Source organism: Mesorhizobium sp. L-8-3, from assembly GCF_016756615.1.
Classification (GTDB): Bacteria; Pseudomonadota; Alphaproteobacteria; order Rhizobiales; family Rhizobiaceae.
In genome coordinates, this window is sequence record NZ_AP023262.1 from 7219048 (window position 1) to 7244288 (window position 25241).

16 protein-coding genes and 7 pseudogenes are annotated in these 25241 nt (G+C 59.5%); 4 read left to right on the top strand and 19 right to left on the bottom strand.

What is annotated here, in order from left to right; all coding sequences use genetic code 11:
• Window positions 1–42 precede the first annotated feature (42 nt).
• The 17 genes and pseudogenes from JN302_RS33400 to JN302_RS33485 form a co-directional block, all read right to left on the bottom strand.
• Window positions 43–666, bottom strand: a pseudogene (locus JN302_RS33400) (IS21 family transposase); the annotation flags it as partial.
• 209 nt (window positions 667–875) lie between these two features.
• A pseudogene (istA, locus tag JN302_RS33405) lies at window positions 876–1748 on the bottom strand (IS21 family transposase); the annotation flags it as partial.
• A gap of 134 nt (window positions 1749–1882) precedes the next feature.
• Window positions 1883–2623: pseudogene (locus tag JN302_RS33410) on the bottom strand (IS110 family transposase); the annotation flags it as partial.
• A 123-nt stretch (window positions 2624–2746) separates the two neighbouring features.
• A pseudogene (locus JN302_RS33415) lies at window positions 2747–3579 on the bottom strand (transposase); the annotation flags it as partial.
• A gap of 176 nt (window positions 3580–3755) precedes the next feature.
• A complete protein-coding gene (locus JN302_RS33420) occupies window positions 3756–4262 on the bottom strand; it encodes a sarcosine oxidase subunit gamma (RefSeq protein WP_202330477.1) in 507 nt (168 codons plus the stop codon).
• Complete coding sequence (locus tag JN302_RS33425) at window positions 4255–7422, bottom strand: 2Fe-2S iron-sulfur cluster-binding protein (protein ID WP_446720693.1); 3168 nt, start codon at window positions 7420–7422, stop codon at window positions 4255–4257. Before JN302_RS33425 ends, JN302_RS33420 begins: the two co-directional genes overlap by 8 nt.
• Window positions 7347–7613, bottom strand: a complete 267-nt coding sequence (locus JN302_RS33430) for a sarcosine oxidase subunit delta (protein WP_202330479.1) — start codon at window positions 7611–7613, stop codon at window positions 7347–7349. The genes JN302_RS33425 and JN302_RS33430 overlap by 76 nt, the downstream gene beginning before the upstream one ends.
• 18 nt (window positions 7614–7631) lie before the next feature.
• The gene (locus JN302_RS33435) at window positions 7632–8888 is read right to left on the bottom strand and encodes a sarcosine oxidase subunit beta family protein (RefSeq protein WP_202330480.1); all 1257 of its coding nucleotides are present in this window, start codon (window positions 8886–8888) and stop codon (window positions 7632–7634) included.
• 876 nt (window positions 8889–9764) lie between these two features.
• Window positions 9765–11189: a M20/M25/M40 family metallo-hydrolase gene (locus tag JN302_RS33445; RefSeq protein ID WP_202330482.1), complete on the bottom strand. Its 1425-nt coding sequence runs from the start codon at window positions 11187–11189 to the stop codon at window positions 9765–9767.
• A 470-nt stretch (window positions 11190–11659) separates the two neighbouring features.
• Window positions 11660–12448 (bottom strand): hypothetical protein, encoded by a 789-nt coding sequence (locus tag JN302_RS33450; RefSeq protein WP_202330483.1) that lies wholly within the window; start codon window positions 12446–12448, stop codon window positions 11660–11662.
• A 137-nt stretch (window positions 12449–12585) separates the two neighbouring features.
• Window positions 12586–13767, bottom strand: coding sequence for a M24 family metallopeptidase (locus tag JN302_RS33455; RefSeq protein WP_202330484.1), 1182 nt, complete (start codon window positions 13765–13767; stop codon window positions 12586–12588).
• A gap of 99 nt (window positions 13768–13866) precedes the next feature.
• Window positions 13867–14607, bottom strand: a complete 741-nt coding sequence (locus JN302_RS33460) for an amino acid ABC transporter ATP-binding protein (protein ID WP_202334535.1) — start codon at window positions 14605–14607, stop codon at window positions 13867–13869.
• A 119-nt stretch (window positions 14608–14726) separates the two neighbouring features.
• Entirely contained in the window at window positions 14727–15701 is a 975-nt protein-coding gene (locus JN302_RS33465; RefSeq protein ID WP_202330485.1) for an amino acid ABC transporter permease, read from the bottom strand.
• Between the two features lie 63 nt (window positions 15702–15764).
• Entirely contained in the window at window positions 15765–16607 is an 843-nt protein-coding gene (locus tag JN302_RS33470) for a transporter substrate-binding domain-containing protein (RefSeq protein WP_202330486.1), read from the bottom strand.
• A 750-nt stretch (window positions 16608–17357) separates the two neighbouring features.
• Window positions 17358–18377, bottom strand: a complete 1020-nt coding sequence (locus tag JN302_RS33475; RefSeq protein ID WP_202330487.1) for a phosphotriesterase family protein — start codon at window positions 18375–18377, stop codon at window positions 17358–17360.
• A gap of 233 nt (window positions 18378–18610) precedes the next feature.
• Window positions 18611–19333, bottom strand: coding sequence for a hypothetical protein (locus JN302_RS33480; protein WP_202330488.1), 723 nt, complete (start codon window positions 19331–19333; stop codon window positions 18611–18613).
• Window positions 19334–19581: 248 nt separating this feature from the next.
• Window positions 19582–20907, bottom strand: a complete 1326-nt coding sequence (locus JN302_RS33485; RefSeq protein ID WP_202330489.1) for an aspartate aminotransferase family protein — start codon at window positions 20905–20907, stop codon at window positions 19582–19584.
• A gap of 400 nt (window positions 20908–21307) precedes the next feature.
• Here JN302_RS33485 and JN302_RS33490 point away from each other — a divergent pair, with 400 nt between their 5' ends.
• A complete protein-coding gene (locus JN302_RS33490) occupies window positions 21308–22138 on the top strand; it encodes a 3-keto-5-aminohexanoate cleavage protein (RefSeq protein ID WP_202330490.1) in 831 nt (276 codons plus the stop codon).
• Between the two features lie 112 nt (window positions 22139–22250).
• The gene (locus JN302_RS33495; RefSeq protein WP_202330491.1) at window positions 22251–23213 is read left to right on the top strand and encodes a MurR/RpiR family transcriptional regulator; all 963 of its coding nucleotides are present in this window, start codon (window positions 22251–22253) and stop codon (window positions 23211–23213) included.
• A 26-nt stretch (window positions 23214–23239) separates the two neighbouring features.
• Here the strand turns inward: JN302_RS33495 and JN302_RS33500 are convergent.
• Window positions 23240–23416: pseudogene (locus tag JN302_RS33500) on the bottom strand (IS630 family transposase); the annotation flags it as partial.
• Window positions 23417–23483: 67 nt separating this feature from the next.
• On the opposite strand from JN302_RS33500, the gene JN302_RS33505 reads away from it, so the two are divergent.
• Complete coding sequence (locus tag JN302_RS33505) at window positions 23484–24494, top strand: IS110 family transposase (protein ID WP_202330492.1); 1011 nt, start codon at window positions 23484–23486, stop codon at window positions 24492–24494.
• Window positions 24495–24739: 245 nt separating this feature from the next.
• On the opposite strand, the pseudogene JN302_RS33510 reads toward JN302_RS33505, so the two are convergent.
• Window positions 24740–24838 (bottom strand): annotated as a pseudogene (locus JN302_RS33510) (transposase); the annotation flags it as partial.
• Window positions 24839–24913: 75 nt separating this feature from the next.
• Between JN302_RS33510 and JN302_RS33515 the strand changes: the two are divergent.
• Window positions 24914–25177: pseudogene (locus JN302_RS33515) on the top strand (IS110 family transposase); the annotation flags it as partial.
• Window positions 25178–25241 lie beyond the last annotated feature (64 nt).

Genomic DNA, 25241 nt, shown 5'->3' on the forward strand with positions numbered 1-25241 from the left:
CCGGGCTGGGAACAAAACCCCGATTACGTGCCCGGGCACGTAATCGTAGACCAGAAGATGGGCCACGCCGCCGAAGAAGGCGAAGGCGCCATTGTGCGCCTCGATCCAGTCCGCGAACTGCTCGGTCCACGTCGCGCAGCCAAATGACAAGCTCGATCCGCCGAGCACCGCCACAAACAGATGGGCATCGCGCACCTCACCGGTCCGGCGGTCGACCACAACCGGCACCGTGTCGCCGGCGTAATCGACAAACATCTTCTCACCGCCCGCGTGGCTCTGCCGCATCGTCAGAGGCAGGCGGCCTTCCCAGCGCCGGAACAGGTCACACCAACGGCTGTAGCGATAGCCATCCGGGTGGGCGGCGACATACTCTTCCCACAGAACCTGCAGCGTCACATGCTTGCGCTTCAGCTCACGTGCCACCGCCGACCAGTCCGGTTCCGGCTGTTTGCGCCGGCCGGGCTTCATCCCAGGTAAGCCGTAGAGGCAAGCTTCCAGGTCGGCATCGCTCATCTCGGCCGGGACCGGCCAGTTCAGCCCGGAGCGTGCAAACCGCTTCAGCATATCCCGGACCGTCGTCGGCCCGACCCCGGCACGCTCGCCAGCCATCCGCGTCGATAGCCCCGCTTCCAAGCTCAGACGCAAAATCTCGCGCACGTGGCGCATCCTAACCCTCCTCGTCGGCATCCATTCCTCCGGTCGTTGCCCGACCGGAACATGCCCCAAGGATCAGGTTCTCCTAACTCCGAACTGCGCGCGATCGTGTCGGAATCCCGCGCGGGTAATTCTCGGAATGCTGCGCGCCATCACTTCGGAATGCCGCGCGCGATCAAATCGGAACGGTGCGCGCGATGATCTCGGAATCCGCAATGAAGGCGCTCTTCCGCGAAGGCCTCGACGACGACGCGCTGCGTTGTGGCGTGCACGCGGGGATTGGCAACGACATCCAGCCATTGCCGCAGTTGGGTGTTCAGATCATCAAGGTTGCGAAACGAGCGCGCCAGGAAGAAGTCTTCACGAATATAGCGGAATGGTCGCTCGACCTTTCCCTTCGTCTTGGCGCGATATGGTTTGCAGGCCTTCGGATGAAAGCCGAAATGGCGGCCGAGATCGAGCAGAGCGCGGTTATAAACAATGCCGCCCGTCTCGCCTTCGCCGATGACGGCAGTCTTCATTCGGTCGTAAAGGATCTCGCGCGGAACGCCGCCGATCGCATCGAACGCCGCGGCGTGGCATCGCAGCACCGTCGGCAGATCCTGATGCATAGCAAAGCGCGCCCAGATGAGACGGCTATAGCCCAGCACCATAGAAAACAGCCAGACGATCCTGGGGGTTGCCGGCTCATCGGTGAAGACGACATGGAATTGGGCGAAATCCACCTGGGCCTGTTCGCCGGGAGCTGTTTCGAACCGAACTTCAAAGCCGGGTTCTGAGGTCGGACGAACGTCTCTGAGAAAGTCCGTGACGGTAGTGTAGCCACCGGCATACCCACGATCCTTCAGCTCTCGCAGGAGCCGCCGACCGCTAAGGCCGGGATAGGCAGCAACCCGTTCACGCAGATAGGCGGTGAATGGATCAATTACCGTCGCCCGCGGCTTCCTTGGTCCATAGGCAGGGGCCTCAAGGCCACGCTCGATGTATTTGCGGATTGTCTTTCGATCGACGCCGGTCTGCCTGGCGATCGCTGACACCGACATCCCTTGCCGATGCATATCCAAGATCATGACTATCTCCCCGAGTTTGATCACCGCCATTCCCCTCTCGACCATCGAGAGCAGTATCGGTGATGACGCGCCGCCGGTCCTCCGGGGCGCGCCCCGGAAGACCGGCGGCAACGCTAAACTGAGGAAGATTCAAACGGCACTTATGGGGAGTATTGATCCGGTATCGACACCCTGGAGTTCTTAAAGCGGGCCGGAATGTCGATCGTCGCGGTATAGGCCAGCGCCACCACAGCACCGACACCGGGAATCGTCATCAGCCGGCGGCACGTCGCATCCTCGCGGGCGAGCAGCAGAACCTTGCGGTGCAGAGCGCTAAAGTGCTGGCGCAGCTTGTCGCGTGCGTCGAGTAGCGGCTCAAGGATCTCGGCCAGATCGGGCATACCTTCGGTGAGCTCGCGGACGCGGCGCTCGAATTTGACGGCGCCGACCATGCCGACCTTGTGCCCGAAGTTGCGCAACAGCCCGCGGATGTCGTTCTCGATGGCAATCGCCTTTGCCTGCAGCAGCTTGCGCGCCGTCAGCAGGGCCCGGCGCTTCTGGCTCGTCAGCGTCTTGACATGCACCGGGCGAAACAGGTTGACCCGCATCATCTGGGCAATGCCCCGGGCGTCAATGCGGTCGGATTTGTTCGGCTGCGCGTTCAAGAATGCCTTGGTGTGACGCGTCTCGACACAGGTCACCGGCAATCCGGCTTCCGCCAGCCCGCTAAACAGCCATTGCGACAGCGGCCCGGCTTCAAGCCCAATCCGCACAAAGGTCCAGGCAGGATCCGTGAGCACCCGCGCAAGATCTTCGGGATGGCTCGGCACCTTCCCTTCACGGCAGATCGCGCCTGTTTCGTCGACGATGCAAACGGCGGTCTCTTTCACCGCGACGTCCAATCCGGCATAATGTTTCATGCTGCGCTTCCTCCTCTGATGCTTGTGGCTGCCCCACGCAGACCACGTTTACCATCAGCTCGAAGCGCAGCACCTTCATGGCATCAGTGCTGAAGGATGGGGCCCAAGCCGAATATCCCATCTGACCAGCTTCTCGCTGGCCGGCACCGGGTCGCCGGCCAGCACCCGCCGCTGGCTTTGTGTGATGATGCGTTCGATCAGCGGCCGATAGTGACGGACCTGGGCCCGCCATAGTTCGATGAGCGGATCGCTCGCCACGGCCAATCGCTCGGTCGTTTGCTTCAAATATGCCAAGGTCCCGCAGGCGATCGCGATCAGCTCACGGTAGAGCGGTTCGGTCGACCACGCGTGAACTGGATCTTGCGAACGCGCTTCTTGGCCGCGCGGCGATGATCGCGCCATGCCAAGCTGGCATCGCCGACCAAGGCATCGGCTTGCTTGAGCAGGCGCACCATGATCCGCACCGCGTCCCACAGCAGGCTGCTGTCGCTTGGCTCATGGATCGGTGCTGCGGTGACAGCGCTGTCCAGCCGCACGACACTCCCATCTTCGAGTTGCGTCTGCTGGGCGCTCGACAGCAGTGCCCGATTGATCTCTTCCCAGGTCCCAGGCCGGATCGCGCTGATTGTCTTTTGCAGCACCGACTTCTGCGGGCTTCATGACCACGGCAGCCGCGCAAAAGCCCGAAACGATGCGGAGTCCTCCAGATGGAAGGCCAGCTCCTGATAGCTCAGTTGGCGGTATTGCTTGAGGAGCGCGCAGCGCAATACCGCTTCGGCCGGCAGCCCTTGCCGTCCGGTGGCCTTGACGCCACGTCGACCCAGATCTCGCACCACCAGACCAAGCAGGTCGCGATGCTCATCCAGCCACCGCGACATCGCCTTCAACTCATGGCCGATCTCGTGCGTGGCGAAAAGATCGAATACACTGGCTTGGACGGTGCGTTCTTGGCGCATTGTCGGCTCCGGCGGTAGCAGGCCGTTGGAATCAGTGGCATGAGACCAAAGTTTACCTGAAACCGCCGGGCTTTGCCCGCGCAAGCTACGATTCATGCAACAAAATCAAATGTTTGCTGTTTACGGATGGAAACTAGTCTAGGTGGCAGCCCACTTGGACCGCTTCGATGCGGTAGTCAGGTACCGGCCGCGGAAGCGTCGTCAATCCACTCCGTCAAGCTCTTGCTGAAGCTGCGCGGGACGAGAAGGTCGCATTCGGATGCGCTCCTGCGCAGCAGCAGGACCGGCACGCGATGGAGGCCGGTCTGGAGCGCCTGTCCCTCGCCCAGTGTCTCCCAATCCACCGCGACGCACCGCTCCAGCACATGTTTGAGGCCCCCGCCGGAAAGCCGCAGCCGTACCCTGCCCTCGCCGAGCGGGAGCGCACAGCCGAGTTCCGGATCGACATCGATAACGGGTGGTGGCCCGTCGCAAAGCAGCCAGAACCGGCGTGGCGCAACGCGGATCACGACCCAGTTGTCATGACGAACGGTCTCACCAACTTCGTTCGGCAGCGGTACGCCCAGCATTCGATGCAGTTCCGCCTCGAATTGCGCCATCGCCCCATCCCAGCCCTCGAACTGGAGGATCGCGCAGTCATCCATCGCCATTTCGAACCCCGCCATGGTCAAACCATCAGCCATGGAGCCGTTCTCCCTTCGGGTCGAGGAACATGGGTGAGACTACTACCCGGGCCCGCACCGTCTGGCCCGTGATCGGATAAGCGGCGACGATCTCGGCACCCTCCACCGCTGCTTCCCGCGCAAGTAGTCCGAGCCCCACCCAGAGGTCGAGCGTGGGGCTATAGGTCACCGACGTTATGCGTCCGAGACCGTGGCCCTGCATCGGTTCGTTAGGCCTGAACAGGATCGCGCCGCCGTGCAACCGCTTCCCAGGCTCGAGGCAGCGCAGCCCAACCAGCCGCGGGCGCGCCGGGTCGCTGAAAGCTTCGCGGCGGCCAAGCACCTCGCCCACATAGCCCCTGCGCTTGCCCGCCATGCGGCTGAGCCCGAGGTCGTCGAGCGTCGTCCTGCCGTCGATCTCCGGCCCCGCGACATGGCCCTTCTCGACGCGCAGGGAGCCCAAGGCCTCCACACCGTAAGGTTTCAGGCCGAAAGGCGCGCCGGCCTCCATAAGCCGGCACCACACCTCCGCGCCCAAGCTCGCGCCGACATAAATCTCGTAAGCCCGCTCGCCGGAAAAGCTAAGGCGGACAATGCGCAGGCGCCTGTCGCGATATTTCCCTTCAAGCAGCCGCATATGTGGCAGCGCCTCATTTGAGACGTCTAAATCGGGAAACGCGGCGGCGAGGATATCGCGGCTGTTCGGACCGGCGACCGACATGGCCGCCCATTCGTCGGTGACCGAAGTCACCGAAACGCGCAGGTCGGGCCAGGCGGTGTCGAGCAGGAATTCGAGCCGGGACATCACGTCCGCGGCCTTCGCCGTCGATGTCGTCATGAAGAAGTGCCGCTCACCGAGTCGACTCGTGGTGCCATCGTCGAAGGCGATGCCATCGTCGCGCAACATGATGCCGTAGCGTGCGCGGCCGACCGGCAGCTTGGCAAAGCCGTTAACATAGATTCGGTCGAGGAATTCAGCCGCGTCCGGTCCCTGTACATCGATCTTGCCGAGCGTGGAGATGTCCATCAGCCCGGCCGCCTCGCGCACCAGCCGCATCTCCGCGACGTAGGCCTCGTTCACGTCGCGGCCGGAAGCACGATAGAACCAGGGCCGCATCCAGAGCCCGCCCTCCAGCATCTGCGCGCCGTTGGCGATATGCCAGTCATGCATCGGCGTGCGCCGGATCGGCTTGTAATGATGGGCAATGCTGCGCCCGGCCAGCGCGCCAATGGCGACCGGTGTATAGGGCGGCCGGAACGTTGTGGTGCCAACTTCCGGAACGGCCATGCCGCGCAGACCGGCCATGGCCGAAAGGGCATACAAATTACTTGTCTTGCCCTGGTCGGTGCCCATGCCGAGCGTCGTGTAGCGCTTCAGGTGCTCGACTGACTCGTAACCTTCGCGGTGAGCGAGAGCTATGTCTTCAGTGGTCACATCCATCTGTAGGTCGACGAAGGCCTTGCCTTCGGCAAATTTCGCCGCTTTTTCGTCCCCCTCTCGGGTTCGCTTCGCAAACCACCTTTCCTCCGATCGAAGGGGGCGATAATGCTCGGGGCAGATGGTATGGCTCCCGCCGTCTGCCCTCACAAAGTGTGGGACAGGTGCCAAGCGAAGTGAGGCGGAGAGGGAGTTATCATGAGGTCCCGCATCGAACTCAGTCAGTTCGAGCCCGACTGGCTGCTGGACTGATTTCGCTAAGCCGCAGAACGCAGATGCCTCGGCCCCTGCACGATGCCCCTCCTCGATTGCGCCCCCTCTAGTGAAGCTTCCCGTCACAGCACCGGCCACGAACAGCCCCGCTCCGAGCTTTCCGGGCACAAAAGTCCGAATGTCTTCGCGATAGACCGGCTTTACCCCTAGATGGGAGGTCAGATGCACGGTCGGCGACCAGCCGCCGGAAACCGCAACTAGGTCGCATCTGATCGTGGCGGGACCGCTCGGTTCGGAAAGCGTGACAGCGCGTACGGCACGCCCCCCCAAAGCATTGGCAATCCGCGATTTTGTGTGGACGGCGATGCCCCGGCGGCGCGCCTGTTCGAGGAGTTCATGTATCGGTTCGGCGCGGCTGTCAGCTATCGTCACGCCCGCCCCGGCTGCCGCTAGATCGAAGGCTGCTCTGTAGGCGCTGTCGTTGTCGGTCGCAACCACCACCCGCGTCCCCGCCAGCACGGCAAAGCGGTTCAGATAAATCCGCGCCGCGGAGGCCAGCATGATGCCGGGCCGGTCATTGTTGGCGAAAGTAAGCGGCCGCTCAAGCGCCCCAGACGCATAAACGATCGATTTCGCTCGCAAAAGCAGTAGCGTCTGGCGCGCTTGCCCCTCTTTCGGATCAGCGGTTCCGGAGCCGTGCCGCTCCACGAGCCCGAGCACATTGCCGTCATAAGCGCCAAATGCCGTCGTACGGGTCATCAAGGAGACATTCGGCATTTCGGCGAGCCGAGCGAGCATTCCGGAAACCCAGTCCGCGGACTCAGTGTCCGCGGGATCCCACAAAAGCGTGCCGCCGGGTGCAAAATCTTGTTCAATCAGGACCACTCTGGCACCGGCCCCGCCCGCCGCAAGCGCGGCGGAGAGCCCCGCCGGGCCGCTGCCGACTACAGCGACGTCTGCGAAAAGATGGCGGACGTCGTAGCGGTCAGGATCGGCCTCCTCTCCCGCACGGCCGAGCCCCGCCGCCTTGCGGATGAAGTGTTCATAAAACATCCACGCCCGCCGGGTCGGACCCATGAAGGTTTTGTAGTAGAACCCTGCCGACAGAAAGGGCGCAAACAGGCCGTTTATGCCTTGGGCGTCGAACTTGAGCGACGGCCAGCGGTTCTGGCTTTCGGCCACCAGCCCTTCAGCGAGTTCCACCGTCGTCGCCGTTATGTTCGGCTCGCGGCGGCCGCCCGTCCCCAACGTCACGAGCGCATTCGGCTCCTCTGGCCCGGCTGAATAGATACCGCGCGGCCGGTGATACTTGAAGCTGCGGCCGACGAGGCGGACACCGTTCGCCAGCAGCGCCGAGGCGAGCGTGTCGCCGCGAAAGCCGGTCATCGCCCTGCCGTCGAAGGTGAATTCGATTGGCTGCGAGCGGTCGATCCGCCCACCTATAGGAAGTCGCCTCATGCGCGCGTCTCCCGAGCGAAGCGGATCGAGGCGATGGCATGGCTCCGCGTGTCGCGCTCGACGACCAGCCATTGCCGGCAGCCTATCACGTGCTGCCAATATTCGCGGTGCAGCCCAGCCGGGTTCTCGCGCACGAAGACGTAACGGTACCACGCTTCGAAATCCGGATCGTCATACGCTGGCCGATTCACCGAGGCGTCTCCGCCATAGCGGAACTCGTCGTGGTCGCGCGGCCCGCAGCAGGGACATTCGATGCGCAGCATGATCTTTCCGTCTCTCGATTATTGCAGCCAGGCGAATGGGCCGGCGCCTGCCTCATCGATCGTGCGGCCGGTGCAGAAGCGATCGAGCCTATAGGCGGCGGCGAGCGGATGGGCTTCGCCCTTGGCGAGCATATGCGCAAAGCACCAGCCCGAAGCGGGAATGGCCTTGAAGCCGCCGTAGCACCAGCCGCCGTTGAGGTAGAGCCCGTCGATAGGCGTCCGGCAGATAATCGGGCTCGCGTCGGGCGTCATGTCCATCACGCCGCCCCAGTGCCGAAGGATGCGCAGCCGCGAGATGCAGGGCATCATCGCGATCGAAGCCTCGGCGACCTCGCGAACGACGCCAAGATTGCCGCGCTGCGCATACGAATTATAGCCGTCCAGACCACCACCAAAGACCAGTCCGCCCTTATCCGACTGGCTGACATAAAAGTGGTCGGCACCATAGGCGACAACGTGGTGGACCAGTGGCTTGATCGGTTCGGTCACGAAAGCTTGCAAGACGTGGCTTTCGATCGGCAGTTCGAGGCCAGCCTTCCGGGCGAGCACCGAGGTGTGCCCCGCCACCGCAAGCCCCACTTTCGCGGCGCCGATTCGGCCCTTGGTCGTCTCGACGCCGACGATGCGGTCGCCGTGACGCACGAAATCCGTCACTTCGCAGCCTTGGATGATGTCGATGCCGTGGGCGTCGGCGGCGCGCGCGTAGCCCCAGGCCACCGCGTCATGGCGCGCCGTGCCCGCTCGACCCTGAAGTATGGCGCCGTGAACCGGGAACAGCGCCTTCTCCGAAAAGTTAAGATAAGGCACCAGCCGGCGCACCTCCTCGCGATCAAGCAATTCGGCGTCGATCCCGTTTAGCCGCATGACGTTGGCGCGATAGCCGAAAGTGTCGAATTCGCCGGGTGAATTGGCGGTCAGCAAAAAGCCGCGCTGCGAGAACATCACGTTGAAATTGAGCGCCCGTGACAGGCCCTCCCACAGCTTCATCGAAAATTCGTAGAACTGGGTATTGCCGTCAAGCCGATAGTTCGACCGCACGATTGTGGTGTTTCGGCCGACGTTGCCACCACCGATATAGCCCTTCTCCAGCACGGCCACCTTGCGGACGCCGTGGTTCTCGGCCAGATAGAAAGCGGTCGCCAGGCCGTGCCCGCCGCCGCCCACTACAACAACATCATAGACCGATTTGGGATCGGGCGCCCGCCAGGCGCGCCGCCAGTGCCTGTTGCCGGTGAGTCCATTGCGAAGGATCGAAAAAGCCGAGTAGCCGCGCATGCCGATCCCGCTATCTAACGAAGACGTAGGTGGAAGTTGCAGAAGGTTTCCCCGCACCCCGCTTGGTGATGACACATTCGGAGATCGCGATGCCCCAGTCCTTTAACCAGACGCAGATGACCGTGACCCCAGGCGTTATGATTTCACCAACACAGATCATTCGGTCTCAGTCCCGCCGGCCCGAATAGCAGCTTGGCCGTCATAGAAAAATGCGCCATTGCCATGGGCGAGAAGGATATCTTTGATCTGCATGCACTTCACCTTGCGTCAACAGGCGACCAGTTCGAACCAACTACCTGTCAACTATGCGCCACTTGGCTTGGGACTCACCAACATAAAGTCACGAACAGTACCATCGCGTTTTCAGATGACAGAGGTCGGCGCCGCGTGAGAGACTGAGAAGTCGCCGAAAGCGACGGAGTTGTTGCGCGACGTGTGTTCTTCAGGCGTGTACACGGCGCGGTATTTCGTGCGGCGTTCTCAGTCAGATCTGCCCTTTCACCAAAGACGTGGGACAGCCCCGCGCGACGGCTTTCGTTCGGTTGAACTTCTCAACCATTATATGACGCTCGGCATGGCAACGTACTGAGTAAGATGCGAGCGTTTACAATCGCCCGTTGGAAAACACTCCCTGTCGGCGAGCTCGATTCGCGAGTGATGTTGCGAAGGACGATTGGCGCGTCTTTGCGTTGCGATGCCAATCCCGCTGAGGAAATGTGCGCCTCGCTCCTTCCACGAGTTCAGTGAGCAGGTTGCTCCACTCGACGAATTCGAAATGAGCCACCGGACGACAAGTCTTCATCCTGATAAAGATTTCCGAAAATAGAACCCTCTAGCAATGGGTCGTGATCCGAAGCTCTAAACACTCGCTCAGGCTTAAAGTAGCGCCTTCTCGGCCTCCAGGGCCATCAATCGAAACTCATCAGCACTGTGCTCGCCGACTTGCTCTAACAACCTTGGCCACGCAGAAAGGCCTTCCGCCAACGAGGTCAGCCGGAAGAATTCGTTGGGAGAGTGAATATCCTCATCCGGAAGGGCAAATCCGAACATCAGCGTTTGGATTCCCAGCAGTTCCTGGAATATGACGGTGATGGGGATGGACGCGCCCAGCCGGACAAGCACCGGCTCTTGACCGGTCGCCTCAGACAAAACTTTTTTTGCCGCAAGCACAAGTGGATGCCCGGTAGGTAGGTTAAAAGCTCGGCTCCCAGTTTCCGGGTCGTCGATCGAGAGCTCGACGTCCGGGGGGCAAACGGTGCGCAGATGAGCCTTCAGCGTGTCTGAGGCCTGGTTAGGGTCCTGTCCTGGCACAATCCTCAACGATAGCTTTGCGTGGGCAGCACTTGGGATCACTGTTTTGCTGCCGAATCCCGTGTAGCCTCCCCACATACCGTTTACGTCCAAGGCCGGTCGAAGCGTTAGCTGCTCACGTATCGAGAAGCCATGTTCCCCGTGAGCCCGCGCCCCAACATCCTTGACGAAAGCGGCCCCGTCGAAGGGAAATCTGGCAGTCTCAGCTCGGGCATTCACAGAGATGGAAGGGAGAGCCGCAAGCAATCCCGGGATTGCAATCGCGCCATCGTCGTCATGTAACGAAGCGATGATCTTCGCCATCTCATGTGCGGCGTTCCGGACCGCGCCACCGTAACGACCAGAATGAAGGTCCTTGTCGGCGGTTCGGATTGAAATCTCAAACTCAACAATTCCGCGCGAGCCGACATTTATCGTCGGGATTTTGGGATGCGCTCGCGCGCCATCAGCGGATATCATCCCATCAGCCTGCAGCAAGTGGCCGTACCGCTGCACAATCGGGCGCAGACTAGGACTGTTGGTTTCTTCCTCCCCCTCCAAAAAGACTTTCACATTCACGGGGCAGGCACCTCTGAGTTTCAGAAATGCCGCGATTGTTTCGAGTGCGATTGCGGTCGAGCCTTTTACGTCAGACGCCCCGCGTGCGTAGAGCCGTCCGTCGCGGATGGTTGGTTCAAAAGGTGGAGTTACCCAAGCTTCTGCCGGGTCCGGAGGCTGAACATCATAGTGTCCATAGATGAGCAAAGTAGGTTTTCCGGGTGCCCCGTTCCAAGCTCCGTAAACGGCAGGGTGACCGCCGCCATCGAGGAGTTGGACATCGCTCAAGCCCATGCGCTCGAGCCAGTTCCCTAGAAACGCTTGCGCGTCCCGCATCCCTCCTATGAAAGCTGGGTCTGTGCTCACGCTTGGCAGACGCAAGAAGGCGCAAAGTCTATCCACGATTTCGCTCTGGCGACCGAGTAGGTCTTGAACGATTGCATCTACATGCATGGTCTTCTCCTGGCGCTGTCCGGAACGACGCCCCTCCCGCTAAGGCGAGCACTCATTCTTTGTGTCGATTCGAACGTCACGTGATGCTCTTGCGGCCGCCTTCCTACGCGACGGGTGCTACTCCGCCAAACGAATGCACGCCAAGCTTTTCGGCAAGTTGAGAAGATCACGTCAAATACTACATCACCTTGATCCATAATGGCTATCAACCTCGGCTACCTCTTCATGCGCCTCGCTTGCGTTTCGCGGCAGCGACGGGACGACGGTAATTGAGGCGATGAAACCCTCATGCCCCCTGCGGAGCCAAGCATCACCAGACCGCAAGAGCCGCAGGTGCGTCCAAATCGACGGGCACGGTGGCAAGCGATCTTCGCAACTCGAACCCGTCGGTACTTGATCCGGCCATGGGCCGCATCAACCTAGTGCGATAAGGGCCGCAGCCTTTCTGCGGCCCCAAGAGCACCCCGTTATCAGAGGAGCCCTGTGAATGGTTTGCGTGTTAGGCCACCGACGAAGAATTCAACCATGGAGGTATAATCAAACACTGGTAGGTCGGTCGCCTCTTGAACCGCGGCCGCGTATGGTCCCAGCCCGCCACACTCAAGCAAGAGCATGCCGATATCCGGCCGATCCTTCTGCAGAGTCAGGATCGCATTGACCACATCAGCTTGGACTGCCTCCACGTCTAGGTCACCATACGGCTCCAGGAAGAAGCCGGCAAACACGGGAGCGTCATCGAGTCCAAAGACAACCACCCTGTCACTGATTTCCGGTCGCACCCCAGCCGCTTTCAACATATCTTGGCTCAGTGCAGCCTTACTTGCCACGACTACGCCAAGTGCCTTGCCCTGGGGAAGCACTTGTTCAAGGAACGGAGCAAGGACAAGGCTAGACAAGAACACCGGCACATCAACCGCAGCGCGCACCGCTTCCTGGTACCGGATGAAATAGCCGCATCCAGCAGTAATCACTCGCGCACCCTCGCGTACGAGATCTTGCGCCGCCGCAATCACAGCGGATGTTTTTTCCTCGCCATCCGCCCCGAAAATGGCGGTATTGTTGAGCCCCGGTACGGTTTTATAGCGCACGGGAACGCTCCACGTGGTGGCATTGCCGGCGTCTCCGGGGATGTACGGACGGAGGCCGGGTCCCGGCATCCGATCAAGCATCAAAATGCCCACGGGTGCCCCGTGGAACGCCAATCGGGGCCTAACCCAAGACGGCCAGCGCTTTCCTTGGGCACGAGGAAAATCAGTCATCGGTTGTCATCCTTTACATTTGATGTTGAGCATGTTGGGTGGTGCCGGCTGTCACCTCTCAACTCGAGCTCATCGGAAGATTGTGGCTCGCCTCCGATTTGGGGCTTGTTTATTGTCCACGCTTCTCCTCGACAGTCTCAGTCAATTACGAATAACTTGCGTGGAACATTTGAGAGGAATTCGACCTGGCCTCCAGTGATCAGGATACTTTCGGTAATTTCGATGCCCCAATCTCCGTACCAAAGGCCGGTCATGAAGTGGAAAGTCATACCCGGGCGGAGCTCCGTCTTATCACCGTTTCGGAAGCTGGCGGTATTCTCGCCCCATGCGGGCGGATAGCCGAGACCTATCGAATAGCCGGAACGGCCCGTTTTGACCAAGCCGTGGCGGGCCAGTTGACTAACGTAAGCATTGGCGATGTCTTCGCATCGGTTGCCAGCCAATGCCTTCTCGAGACCAGCTTGCATCCCATCGAGAACCGCCTTTTCAGCGTCGAGGATCTGATGGGTCGGCTTGCCGAGATAATAGGTCCTCGCAAGGGGGCAGTGGTAGCGCTTGTGCACACCCGCCAGCTCGAAGAAAATGCTCTCGTCGGGTCGGATTGGTCGGTCGCTCCACGTCAGGTGGGGAGCTGCCGCGTCGGCGCCAGCCCCGATATTAGGCACGGCCGCCGGATAGTCTCCCCAGTACTCTCCCACACCGCGGGTACCTGCATGGGTTAACTCCGCAACCACATCCGACTGCTTTGCGCCGGGGCGCAGCACTTCGGAAATCCGTTGGTACATGGCTTCGATGATCTTGCCAGCACCGCGCATGTACTCAATTTCTCGTTCTGATTTTATGATACGTTGCCAGTTGATAAGTCGGTCAGCGTTTTTGAATGTTGCGTTAGGCAGCGCCGCGGAAAGAACTTCAAACGACAAGGCAGAGAAATAGTAGTTGTCCTTCTCCACACCGATAGTCGATGAGCCATGCCCCTCTTCATCGATTATCTGACCAAGAACGGTCATAGGATGCAATGCGTCGGCCTGGACGTAATGGTCTTCGTACGATCTTATCCGATCTTCACCTAGGTACGTGGTCCGGCGACATCCGTTGGCGTCCATACCACGGCCGAACCAGAGTGGGTCTTTATCCTTGGATACAGCTAAGCATTGGGGCACATAGAAGGCGTTGCCGTCATAACCCGTAAGCCATGCCATATTGGCAGGGTCCGTAACGACCAACAGATCGAGCCCCGCCTTCTCCATTGCACCGCGAGCTTTTTCTAGGCGGGTCTTGTATTCTGATAATTCAAATCGAAGCACTTCTGCGGTCATATAGTTGTCTCCTCAAGCACTACGCCACCTCAATAAATTTCACTATTAACTTACGTCTGATGGACACTACTTGACACTCGCCTATCGTTCAACATCACCTCAGTGCTTCAAGATTTGGCTTAGGAAGAGCTTCGTTCTTTCGTGTTGCGGATTGGTGAAAAAGTCGTGCGGCTTGCCTTCTTCAACGATGAGGCCTGCATCCATGAAGATCACTCGGTCCGCAACGGAGCGCGCGAAGCCCATCTCGTGGGTGACGCAGACCATGGTCATGCCGTCGCGCGCGAGGCTGGTCATTGTCTCGAGCACTTCAGCAACCATCTCCGGATCGAGCGACGAGGTCGGCTCGTCGAAGAGCATGACCGCAGGCTCCATGCAGAGGGAACGGGCAATCGCGACGCGCTGCTGCTGTCCTCCGGAGAGTTGACCAGGGAATTTGTTCGCCTGCTCGGGTATGCGAACGCGCTCGAGGAACTTAAGCGCGAGCTTCCTTGCCTCGGCCTCGGGCGCACCCTTAATCCACATCGGGGCTGCCATGCAGTTCATCAGCACCGTCATGTGCGGGAAGAGGTTGAAGTGCTGGAACACCATGCCGACGTTCTTGCGAACTTCAGCCACGTCGCGCATTTTGCTATGCAACCTGATCCCGTTAACGGTGATCTCGCCCTCCTGGTGCGCCTCAAGCCGGTTGAAGCAGCGGATCAGCGTCGACTTTCCCGAGCCGGAGGGGCCGCAGATAACGACGCGCTCGCCTTTGCGAACAGTGAGGTTGATGTCAGTCAATGCTCTGAAGGCACCGTACCACTTCGAGACCTTCTTGGCTTCGATAACTGTGTCGCTCACCGGCCCCCGCCCTTGGCTCGACGACGTCTTATCCGAACTTGGCTCAGGACGCGCCACATCGGCAGGCGCATTGGAGTGCCTGTTTGGACCGCCCTTCAATTGAACCATGCTGCTGACGGTCATCGTACCTTGCTCCTCGCGTAGTAGCGTTCGATCCTGGATTGGATCAGCTCAAGGCAGATGGACAGAATCCAGTAAATAATAGCTACTGCAATCAGCATCTCCATGTGATTGAAGGTGGTCTGGCCAAGCGTGCGAGCGAGAAACGTCAGTTCCCACACCCCGAGCACCGAGACGAGCGAGCTGTCCTTCAGCATCGAGATAAACGAGTTTCCCATTGGGGGAATGATAACGGGAAGCGCCTGTGGAAGGATAATCCTGCGCATGGTAAGCCCAAAGCCGAACCCCAATGACCGGGATGCCTCCCATTGGCCGCGATCGATGCTTTGGATGCCGGCGCGGAAGATCTCTGTCATATATGCCCCGATGCACAGCGAAAGCGCCAATATACCCGATGGCACGGCATCCATAACAATGCCCAGCTGGGGCAGACCGAGATAGATCAGGTAGATCTGCATCAGAAGCGGCAGGCCGCGGAAGAACGACGTGTAAAAGCTGGCGATGGCATAGGCGAAGCCGTTGCTCGACAGTTTCGCGACCGCGGCAACGATTCCGATCAGCGACGCCAACACGATCGAGACCGCCGAAACGTAAAGCGTCGTCACCACGCCTTGCGTGAGCAGGAAGGGCAGGTTGTTCCAAATGAACGGTAGACTTAGGTTAAACGTGTCAACGAAGACGAGAAAAAGTACTAGCAGCTCAAACCATACGATGCCGATTTGCATCTTCAACGGCGCAAAGCCGATCATCACGAGATTGAGGCAAAACACGACCGCAATCACAAACGCGATCGCGAAGCGCCCGTAGAAGCCGCTCTCCAGCGGGTCGCCAATGACGGGTCGCATGAGCTCACCCATGATCGTGCCCGCAAGATTGAACGCCAAAAACAAAGCGAGCACTACTGCGAAGATCGAGGCGACAAACCACGGCTTATGAACGAGAACCTCGGATTCAACTGTGTCCGAATAGAGCATGAGTGGACCTCTTAAAGAAAGAAGCGATCGGGGGCAGCCCCGGTCGCTAAAACGTAACAATCGTTACTTCTCCGTGCTGTAGTCCACCCCGTACCACTTCAGCGACAGCTTCGAGAGCGTGCCGTCTTCTTTCATTTTCTGGATAGCCTCGGCGATCTTGCTGCTGAATTCCTTGTCTCCATGAAGCACTGGAAGGGCTCCCGGGGAGGCGAATAGCGGCTCGCCAAGAGGCTTTATTGGATAGCCAGCCTTTATTGCATCATCCATCACAGGTCCGTCAGTCAGGACTGCATCCAGTCGAACCCCATCGCCTAGCCGGAGGTCGTCGAAAGCCACATTCGTAGTCGCGTATGTTTTGATTTCGCCTGGTTTGACCTGAAACTCTATCGGCTTCGCGCCAACCCAATTGGGTTTAAACGTATGCTTTGCATACTCCTCTTGCACGGAGCCCGCGGTAACCCCAACCCTCTTGCCGTTCAGATCGGCAGGTTTGACTGCCTTGCTATCCTTATGTACAACAGCAACCACCTGCGCATAGAAGTAAACGGCAGGGAAGTCGAACTTCTCAGCTCGCACCGCAGTTGGCGTCATCTGGCCCATGGCGATATCCCAACGACCCTGCCAATTGCCTGATGTGATGATATCCCAGCTGGGGGTCACGAACTCGATCTTCACGCCCAAATAGTCGGCGATGCCCTTCGCAACATCGATGTCGTAGCCTTCGAGTTGTCGAGTTTCGTTATTCAGAGACGACATCGTTCCCCAGTCAGGCCCAGCTGCGACCGTTAGGGTCCCCGACTCCAGCACCTTATCGAGTACGGCGCCGGCATTGGCTGCGCTCGTCGTAGCCGCGATTCCGACCGTTAGCGATGCCGCGGCGGCAACCATCGTCATAAATCTGTTCATGGCTGTTCCCCTGTCTTTGACTGTTTTCTCGAGCAGCCAGCACAGACGCATTCCCTAGCCGGCGGCATTTCAGAGCCTAGCCTGTGGGGGTCAGCTTTGCAACGGATGTTTTCAATATCCATAAAATGTTGCAGATGGATCATCCCAAGCGAGGCGCTGGACTTCCGCGCCTAGCGCAAACCCAACCCTAGTGTTCGTTCCGAGCAGCCGCCTGCAGCACGGTGCGATAACGAAAATGGTCATTGTCAGGATGCGGAAGAGATAGCGCGCGGCCGGACCAGGCTTGCAGGATGCCCAACAGCCGCGACGACAGCATTGCCTCGGCGGCCCGAGTTTTGCCGCGCAGCGCTGGTCAGCGCGGCACGGCTCTTGGCACTGGAACCGCCTCCGGGAACACACGACCTCATCGGCGCTCAACAACGAACGGAGGGCTTGTGCGAGATCCATTCCGATAATCGTCGCTGTGAACGAGGCTCACGCCTAAAGAGAATCGCGGACGCAAACAATCTAGTTCACCGCCGCCTACTGACGCCGCTACAACCCTAATGACCTGATAATGCGTTGGCGCAACGAGCTCATGAAGGCAGCAGCGACTCTTACGCGGTCTCGCTTTTGACGCAGCGGTAGCTGCGCTAAACCTCGATTTTATCTCGGCGTTCGCGGCTCAAGCGGTACGCGCCCGGCTGATCGCGGAAGGTCGGCTGGCACTCAGATTGGAGCGACCGAAGAATTCTGGTAACTGGAGCCTCTTCATACGAAGGTCAGCAGTCGGTGCGGATTATCGATCATGATTGCGTTAATCTCATCCCCCGAGTAGCCGCGCTTTCTCATGTGGGGGAGAACCTTCTGCTGAATATGGGTGTAGCCATGCCCTCCGAACTCAGCCAACCGTATGGCGTTGCAGATGTCGTGACTAATCACGATCTGCCCGAGATGGCCGCGATCAATCAGGCGCCTGATCGTCCGGATGCGCATGCCATCATTCGGCATGTCAATGTCCGCAAGCGAGTAATAGGTGTTCTCCAGGCCGAACAGGTCCCATTCCAGCACGACGCCGGAGTCCGCTAGGCGGAACAGGCGATCGTCGTCGAAAATTGTCCTGTCGATATGGTCGATGATCGTGCGTGAAAGATCGGCCCCGTGCTCTTTTAGAAACTCGATTAGCATCCACGGGTGGTCCTCATGTCGTGCCGGGTGGATAGTCAGGGCCGCTCCCGTTTCCTGCTGGGCGATGACGGCAGCCGCCAGCACACGCTTCTCGAGATCTGTCCACGGCCACTGGCAGCCTATCTCACCAATGATGCCGGCCCGTGCGTCGGTTCCCCAGGCGCCCAGTTGAACCTGATCAATCATCTCCTGGGCGAAGCTCTCGACAGTTCGATTGTGATTACCCGCGTCCTGGCAGTCCTCGACGTAGTGACCGCAGCCCATCACAATATGCGCGCCACTCCCTCGCGACACCTCCATCAGACCCTCGGGATCAGGGCCGATACCGCCGATCGTTAGCTCGACGATTGTCCCGCCACCTGCCTCTACCATGAGCGCGGCCTCGCGAGCAGCCACCCCGCGATCCTGCTGCCTAATGTCGCGCGGATCGGCGGCGCCACCCATCAATAGTTTCCAGTAGTCGCGCGGGTCCGGACCGCCGGTGGTCGGCGCATCCTGTCGACCCGGCTGTATGAAGTCCCAGAAGAGATGCTCGTGCATCAGCGCCTGGCCTAGCATTGCCGGGTCAACCAGACCCAGTACCGTCTGAGCCTTACCCCTCATTTCATTTCTGCTTAACCGCATATTCACCTCCTCTGACCGGTTTCTCGGGACTTCCGAATGCACGGAAGCCAATCATGTTCAGGCTTGGCAAGCCTCACCCGCAACAGCAGCTGGTGTAAAATGCAGTTTTCAGATTGTAGATATCTGGCCGCACGATGGCCTTATTGTCGGGATAACGCCCCGCCCAAGTCGAGCTGTGGAATCAGGGTAGCGGGTAGACTCCCCGACATTATTCAGGGCAACGCGGGCTTGGCGATGGCCGCAAGGGTGAGCCGGCAAAGGTCCGTAATGTCGTAGATGGGTAACCCTGTCTTATGGCGAAGGACATCTGTCACGCATGGGAACCCGGTGCATTCGAAGAGTAGTATTGCGATCTCCGGAGACTCAATGCGAAGTTGCGCAACACATGCGGCGACCTCCTGCTCGATTTGATTAACACTGGTTCGGACGAATGGACGTGCCAGCGCATTGCGTACGTATTCGCCCTCTTCGATCCCGCCGACGACCACTCTCGCACGTTCTGCCGGACTCTCGATCCCAAACAAGTCTTCACTGCAGTGTCTTGAATCAGCGGTTATTACCGCTGGCTTCTGAGCAGGCGCTAGCTGTTGAAGCAATGTTGGAATAAGCAGCAGGCTTGACATCGCCACCGGCACATTGACTGCCGCGGAGACCGCCGCCTGATGTCGGATGAAAAAACCACAGTCAGCAGAAATCATCGCGGCGCCTCGTTCGACCAAGCGCCGAGCAGCTGTCACACAAGCAGCTTCGAGTGGCAAGTCACCGCGAATAACGGTTTCCGCCAATGCGCCTTCTACCGTATGCGTGATGATAAGTCGGCCAAAGGTCGCCGGATCCGTAAGGGATCCCTTCCGCGGAATACGGCATGGGCTATCGGGCAACAGACCTTCATCAAGCTCAAGAATTCCAAGGATAGGGCCGCTTTGAAAGGCCATAGATGTGCCTCCTTCGACTCATCGCAAACTGCGGATGATCTCAGACCCGTGGTGATGACACATGGCCATCCCGGCGAGCAAATTCGAGTTTCAATAGATTTCGCGTTTCAGCCTTCTCTAAACGCCCTGCTACGCAGGTTTTTCAGTTGCATGTCGCCGGCTTCACATTCGGCGGGAAGACAGCCCTCGGTTATTTCAGTTTGATCCTCAAGGCACTTGGCGAGAGACTCTCTCTTGATCAGGCAACGCTACGCTGCGACCGCGGCGTCCACGGCATCGCCCAGACGCTCCACAATGGTGTCGATCTGGCCGGCGCTGACGATGAACGGCGGCGCGAGCAGGATGTGGTCACCTTGCACGCCATCGATCGTGCCCCCCATCGGGTACACCATCAGCCCGCGTGCCATGGCTTCTCGTTTAATGGCGACATTGACTTTCCGCGCCGGATCGAACGGCGACTTGTCCCCGCGATCGGCAACGATTTCTATTCCCCGGAAGAGGCCGCGCCCGCGGATGTCACCGACAGAATGATGGTTATGGAAGCGCTCTTGGAGCCGACGGTTGAGGAGTTCCCCCATGCGGACAACGTTGTCGAGGAGGCCATGCTCTCGGACGACGTCCTGCACTGCGAGAGCGGCCGCCGCGGCCATCGGGTGCGCCATATACGTATGGCCATGCTGGAAGGAGCCCGACCCTGTAGCGAAGGCGTCGTAGATACGGCGACTCAAAAGTACTGCGCCGACCGGCTGATACCCGCCGCCCAACCCTTTCGCGATCGCGATCAGGTCCGGCACTATGCCTTCCTGTTCGTATGCGTGGAGCGTTCCGGTGCGCCCCATGCCGCACATCACCTCGTCAAGGATCAGGAGAATGCCGTAGCGGTCACAGATCGCGCGGATCCTCTTGAAATAGCCATCGACAGCTGGCACCGCGCCTGCCGTCGCGCCAACGACCGTTTCCGCAACGAATGCGATCACTTCATCTGGTCCGAGCTCGAGGATTTTCGCCTCCAGCTCGTTGGCGACGCGCTCTCCGTAATGATACTCGCTCTCGCCAACTAACCGACCGCGATATGCATAGCATGGCGCTATGTGGTGAGTTTCGATGAGCAGTGGCCTGAACTGAGCCCGGCGCCACTCATTGCCGCCGGCTGCCAGCGCGCCCAGTGTATTCCCGTGGTAGCTTTGACGGCGTGCGATAATGTGCCTGCGCTGACTCTCTCCTTTCTCAACAAAGTACTGGCGCGCCATTTTCAGCGCTGCCTCCATCGCTTCCGAGCCCCCGCTGACCAAATAGACATAGTCGATACCATCCGGCGAATCCGCAATGAGGCTATCCGCCAACCGTTCGGCGATTTCGGTGGTAAAGAAGCCCGTATGGGCGTAGGCGAGTTTGTCGAGCTGAGCGTGCAATGCCGCCAGCACGTCCGGATGGTTATGACCCAGGCACGAAACGGCGGCGCCCCCAGACGCGTCGATATAAGCCGTGCCATCGGCATCGAACAACTCGATCCCACGACCGCCAACAGCGACCGGCAGGTCGGTGTGAATCGAGCGATGCAAAATCTTGCTCATGAAAGTCTCATGCTTGCGCTGTTGTTTGATGGGCTTGCCCAATTGCACGATCAGTCGGGAGATTTGCTAAACCCCTGTATCCGTTCGCCGACACTAAGCAGACTCGATCCCTTACGCAACATATGTTTCACATTCTTTCCAGTGCACCGCTCGGATCACTCATCCGAGCGGAGGAGACGAACGCGGCCTCACCGCCCGAGTGCTAACCATGTTCCTGCCCCTCTGAGGCGTGGGCGAACGGCATACCTAGTGGACTGAATGTCACGTGCGACGGATGTTTCATACGCTTGCAATGACGTTCTGCATGGATCATTTGTAATTGTACCATGCCTTGGCGGGGCGCGACTGCGCGTTCACTCCTCGTGCAGCCCGGGAAAAAGCAGCCAGGAGGCGGTGTGAAATGAGTGATGTCGAACAGCCGACAGCGATTTGCGTCGCTCCCAACGGCGGCAGGCTGAGTAAAGTCGAGCATCCTGCCGTACCGCTCGGGCCGTTTGAACTGGCGCGGACGGCTCAGGAGTGTCTCGATGCGGGCGCGTGCCTTATCCATGTCCACGTGCGGGATCAAGACGGCGGACATCTCCTCGATGCCTCGGCATATCGCGAGGTCATGCAAGCCATCGGCGAAGTCGTCGGCGATGAAATGATCGTCCAAGTCACGAGCGAAGCGCTTGGTCGCTACACTCCGGAGCAACAGATCGCGGTCATCAAGGAGACCCGGCCGCAGGCCGTTTCTTTGGCGTTACGCGAACTGGTCCCGACCCAGGCTCACGAATCCAGGTTCGCATCGTTGCTGTCTTGGATCCGGGCCGAGGAAATTCTGCCGCAGGTCATCCTTTACGATCCGGACGAGACGTTCCGTCTGAACGAGTATCACCGCCGAGGCCTTATCCCGTGGAACGATGTTCCGGTTCTTTTCGTGCTCGGCCGTTACACCCCGGGTCAGAAATCGCGTCCGGCGGACCTGTTGCCGTTCATCGACGCGGCTAAGCCGCGTTTTGCCCATTGGAGCGTCTGCGCTTTCGGCGAACGCGAAACCGCCTGCGTGATCGCGGCGGCTCTGCTCGGCGGGCATACACGCGTCGGCTTTGAGAACAACCGCCGACTTGCCGACGGAAAGCTGGCCAAGTCAAATGCCGAGTTGGTCGTTGGTGTAGCGAAAGCTCTCCAAGAAGTTGGCCTTCGCAGAGCTGGTGCAGCCGAGCTGCGTCAAGCCTGGCAAGACCTGTAGTCGCCTAGTTCGGCCTCCTCGATGACTTCCCCGCGAGTTGAAACCGATTGGACCTGTGGCGAACGATGGAACACCTGTTGCATAGGTCAACACCTTTCGCTACGTCTGGGTAATGGCTGACGGACCCCTTTCGGAGCAATTAGTTACCGGCTTCGACGCCATGTCGGAGCAGTTCCAATTGGCGGCGCGCTACATCATCGATCATCCACATGACGTGGCGCTGCTATCCATGCGGGATCAAGCGCGTCTGGCCGGGGTGCAGCCAGCCACTATGACAAGACTGGCCAAGTATCTTGGCCTCGAAGGTTACGACGAACTTCGACAAATGTACGCTGACGCGGTTCGCAGCGGCGATGTGGGTTTCGCACGAAAGGCAGACGCGCAAGTAGTCACCCAGAAACGCAAGGGCGACCAAGGTTTCGCTCGCGAGATTCTTCAAACGCAAGCAGCGCAAATCATCCATCTAACCGAATCCTCCCAGCTTGACGCGGTAGTATCAACCGCGCGGCGCCTTGCGGCTGCCAAACGCGTCTATTGCATCGGCCTGAGGTCGAGCCACTCGATTGTGTGGCATCTGCATTACATCTTGTCCATGATCGGGGAAAAGTCCGTACTGCTCGATGCGGTTGCCGGCACGGGAACGGATGCGTTTGCCCATGCCGCCCGGGAGGACGTGCTGTTTGCGACAAGCGTGTTCCCTTACACACGCGTAACGGTTGACCTCGCAAAATATGCGCATCATCGCGGCATTCCCATTGTCGCCATCACCGACAGCGAGGTTGCTCCACTCGCCCGCGTCGCCGACGACGTCGTCCTTGTCCAAACAAAAAGTCCGTCGTTCTTTCACACAATGACACCCGCGTTTGCAGTGGCGGAAGTGCTGGGGGCATTGATTGCTGGACAGCGTGCACAAGCTGCCCGTGAATCCCTGCTTCGATTCGATGCTCATTTGGCGGATTTCAACACCCACATTAAATCGAGAACCCAGACTCAAGCGCTTCGCTCGTCCAAGCCGACCTCTTCAGCGGCGAAAAATACTGGCGGTCGGAAACCCAAAGGCAATGGCGCGAACTGATCTCGGAATGCTGGCCTTAGAGTCTTTCACATTTTGACGGAAGCGTATCCGGCGTTTTCGAAGTAGTTGTTGCATTCGGCTGCCTCGATGGTTTCGACGAGGTGGCCGATGTGGCGCCAGGTGTCCTCGACGGTGCGTTTCTGCGCCTGGCGCATCCAGTGTTTGATCTTGGCGAAGGCCTGCTCGATTGATGGTGTGGATGGCTCCTGCTCCCGGCGTCGCATTGCGCCATAGTCGGGATGTCATCGTCCCCTAGCAGAGGAGCCATCCATGTCCGAGCTTGCCACGGTCGGTATCGACCTCGCAAAGACCATTTTCCAGATCCATGGTGTCGACGAGAGCGGCCGAGTTCTCGTGCGCTGCCAACTTCGCCGAAGCCAGTTGCTCGCGTTTTTCCAAAAGCGGCCGCGGTGCCTGATCGGCATGGAGGCCTGCGCGGGTTCACACGACTGGGGGCGCAAGCTTCAGGAGATGGGGCATGATGTCCGACTGATGCCGCCGTCTTATGTGAAGCCTTACGTGAAGCGCGGGAAGACGGATGCCGCGGACGCCGCCGCGATCTGCGAAGCGGTGACACGTCCCTCCATGCGGTTTGTTTCTATCAAGAGCGAGGCCTGCTCATCGGTTCTGGTTCTTCACCGCACACGAGACTTTCTGGTTCGCCAGCGCACGCAGATTGGCAATGCGATCCGAGCCCACATGACGGAGTTCGGTGTCATAACGGCGAAAGGCGCTCAGAATGTCGATCGCTTGCGTGAACAACTGGATCGGCTGCCGCAGGCGGCTCGGCTGCCCATAACCCTGCTCTTCGAACAGCTGGCCGAGACGAATGAGCGGATCGAACGGCTGACCGAAGAGATCAAAGAGACCCACGAGCAAAATGAGGCAAGCCAGCGTCTGGCAACGATCCCGGGCGTCGGTATGCTTTCGGCGACGATCATCGCGGCGACGACACCTGATGTCAGCAATTTCGACTGCGCGAGGGACTATGCAGCTTGGCTCGGGCTTACACCCAAACCGCACTCCACCGGCGGCAAGCAGAAGGTCGGCCAAATATCGAAGATGGGTAATCGATATATCCGACGCTTGCTGTATCTGGGCGCCATGGCGCAGATCATGCTCAGATGTAGACTCAAGCGCGAGCCGGGGTCGGACTGGCTATCGAGCATGCTGATCCGGAAGAAGACGAAAGTCGTCGCCATCGCCCTGGCGCATCGCATGGCAAGAACAATCTTCGCCGTCCTCAGGGACGGATCGCGTTACGAGCCGCAGGCTTCCTGACGGGCTCTCGGAATGGTCAGGGCAAAGTGAGGTGATGGCGAACAAACGGAGACGAAGAACCAGGACACCCCGATCAATCCGAAGCGCCTCGAGCGCGCTCGATTGAGTGGGACCTGTTCTCCAAGCGGATATTCATCAGGGCGCGCAGCGATCCCGTTGCACATTCAGACGCCGTATACATGGCCGCAACCGACCTGTTCACCAAACCTGATCCGCCCCCTTGACCCGCAGGAGCCATCCATACACGGATTGAGGTCGGGTGAGTAGGGCGGCAGGTACCAGAGCCTGGCGCCAGCGGCCTTGATCATCTGCCTGACGGCCGCGGACTTATGGCTTCCCAGGTTGATGGGGTGGACGCCCCCTCACGGCATCGCTGTGCCAAAGTGGTGTCGTTGATCATTACTTGAACGGAGGCGTCCATGTTGGAAGTTAGCACAATCGGGTTGGATCTGGCGAAGAACGTGTTCCAGATGCACGGCGCGGATGGATCGGGAGCCGTGGCCTTCCGCAAGAAACTGCGTCGTGACCAAGTGCTCAAGTTTCTTGCCGCGCAGCCTGCTTGCACGGTGGCCATGGAGGCCTGCGCCGGCGGTCATTACTGGGCGCGGGAGATTGCGAAGCTTGGGCACGATGCCCGGCTAATCGCTCCGGGATATGTGAAGCCTTTCGTGAAGCGGCAGAAGATGGGATGGTTGCCGCCCTCCCCAGACGGCATCGCAATGTGCCAAGGTCGTGGTGTTCAACGCC

What these genes read in the sequence shown, in the direction of transcription:
- JN302_RS33420 (WP_202330477.1), bottom strand. Translation starts at nt 4,262, where the DNA reads ATGGCTGATGGTTTGACCATGGCGGGGTTCGAAATGGCGATGGATGAC.
- JN302_RS33425 (WP_446720693.1), bottom strand. Translation starts at nt 7,422, where the DNA reads ATGGCTGGTCGTCGAGCGCGACACGCGGAGCCATGCCATCGCCTCGAT.
- JN302_RS33430 (WP_202330479.1), bottom strand. Translation starts at nt 7,613, where the DNA reads ATGCTGCGCATCGAATGTCCCTGCTGCGGGCCGCGCGACCACGACGAG.
- JN302_RS33435 (WP_202330480.1), bottom strand. Translation starts at nt 8,888, where the DNA reads ATGCGCGGCTACTCGGCTTTTTCGATCCTTCGCAATGGACTCACCGGC.
- JN302_RS33445 (WP_202330482.1), bottom strand. Translation starts at nt 11,189, where the DNA reads ATGCATGTAGATGCAATCGTTCAAGACCTACTCGGTCGCCAGAGCGAA.
- JN302_RS33450 (WP_202330483.1), bottom strand. Translation starts at nt 12,448, where the DNA reads ATGACTGATTTTCCTCGTGCCCAAGGAAAGCGCTGGCCGTCTTGGGTT.
- JN302_RS33455 (WP_202330484.1), bottom strand. Translation starts at nt 13,767, where the DNA reads ATGACCGCAGAAGTGCTTCGATTTGAATTATCAGAATACAAGACCCGC.
- JN302_RS33465 (WP_202330485.1), bottom strand. Translation starts at nt 15,701, where the DNA reads ATGCTCTATTCGGACACAGTTGAATCCGAGGTTCTCGTTCATAAGCCG.
- JN302_RS33470 (WP_202330486.1), bottom strand. Translation starts at nt 16,607, where the DNA reads ATGAACAGATTTATGACGATGGTTGCCGCCGCGGCATCGCTAACGGTC.
- JN302_RS33475 (WP_202330487.1), bottom strand. Translation starts at nt 18,377, where the DNA reads ATGAGGGGTAAGGCTCAGACGGTACTGGGTCTGGTTGACCCGGCAATG.
- JN302_RS33480 (WP_202330488.1), bottom strand. Translation starts at nt 19,333, where the DNA reads ATGGCCTTTCAAAGCGGCCCTATCCTTGGAATTCTTGAGCTTGATGAA.
- JN302_RS33485 (WP_202330489.1), bottom strand. Translation starts at nt 20,907, where the DNA reads ATGAGCAAGATTTTGCATCGCTCGATTCACACCGACCTGCCGGTCGCT.
- JN302_RS33490 (WP_202330490.1), top strand. Translation starts at nt 21,308, where the DNA reads ATGAGTGATGTCGAACAGCCGACAGCGATTTGCGTCGCTCCCAACGGC.
- JN302_RS33495 (WP_202330491.1), top strand. Translation starts at nt 22,251, where the DNA reads ATGGCTGACGGACCCCTTTCGGAGCAATTAGTTACCGGCTTCGACGCC.
- JN302_RS33505 (WP_202330492.1), top strand. Translation starts at nt 23,484, where the DNA reads ATGTCCGAGCTTGCCACGGTCGGTATCGACCTCGCAAAGACCATTTTC.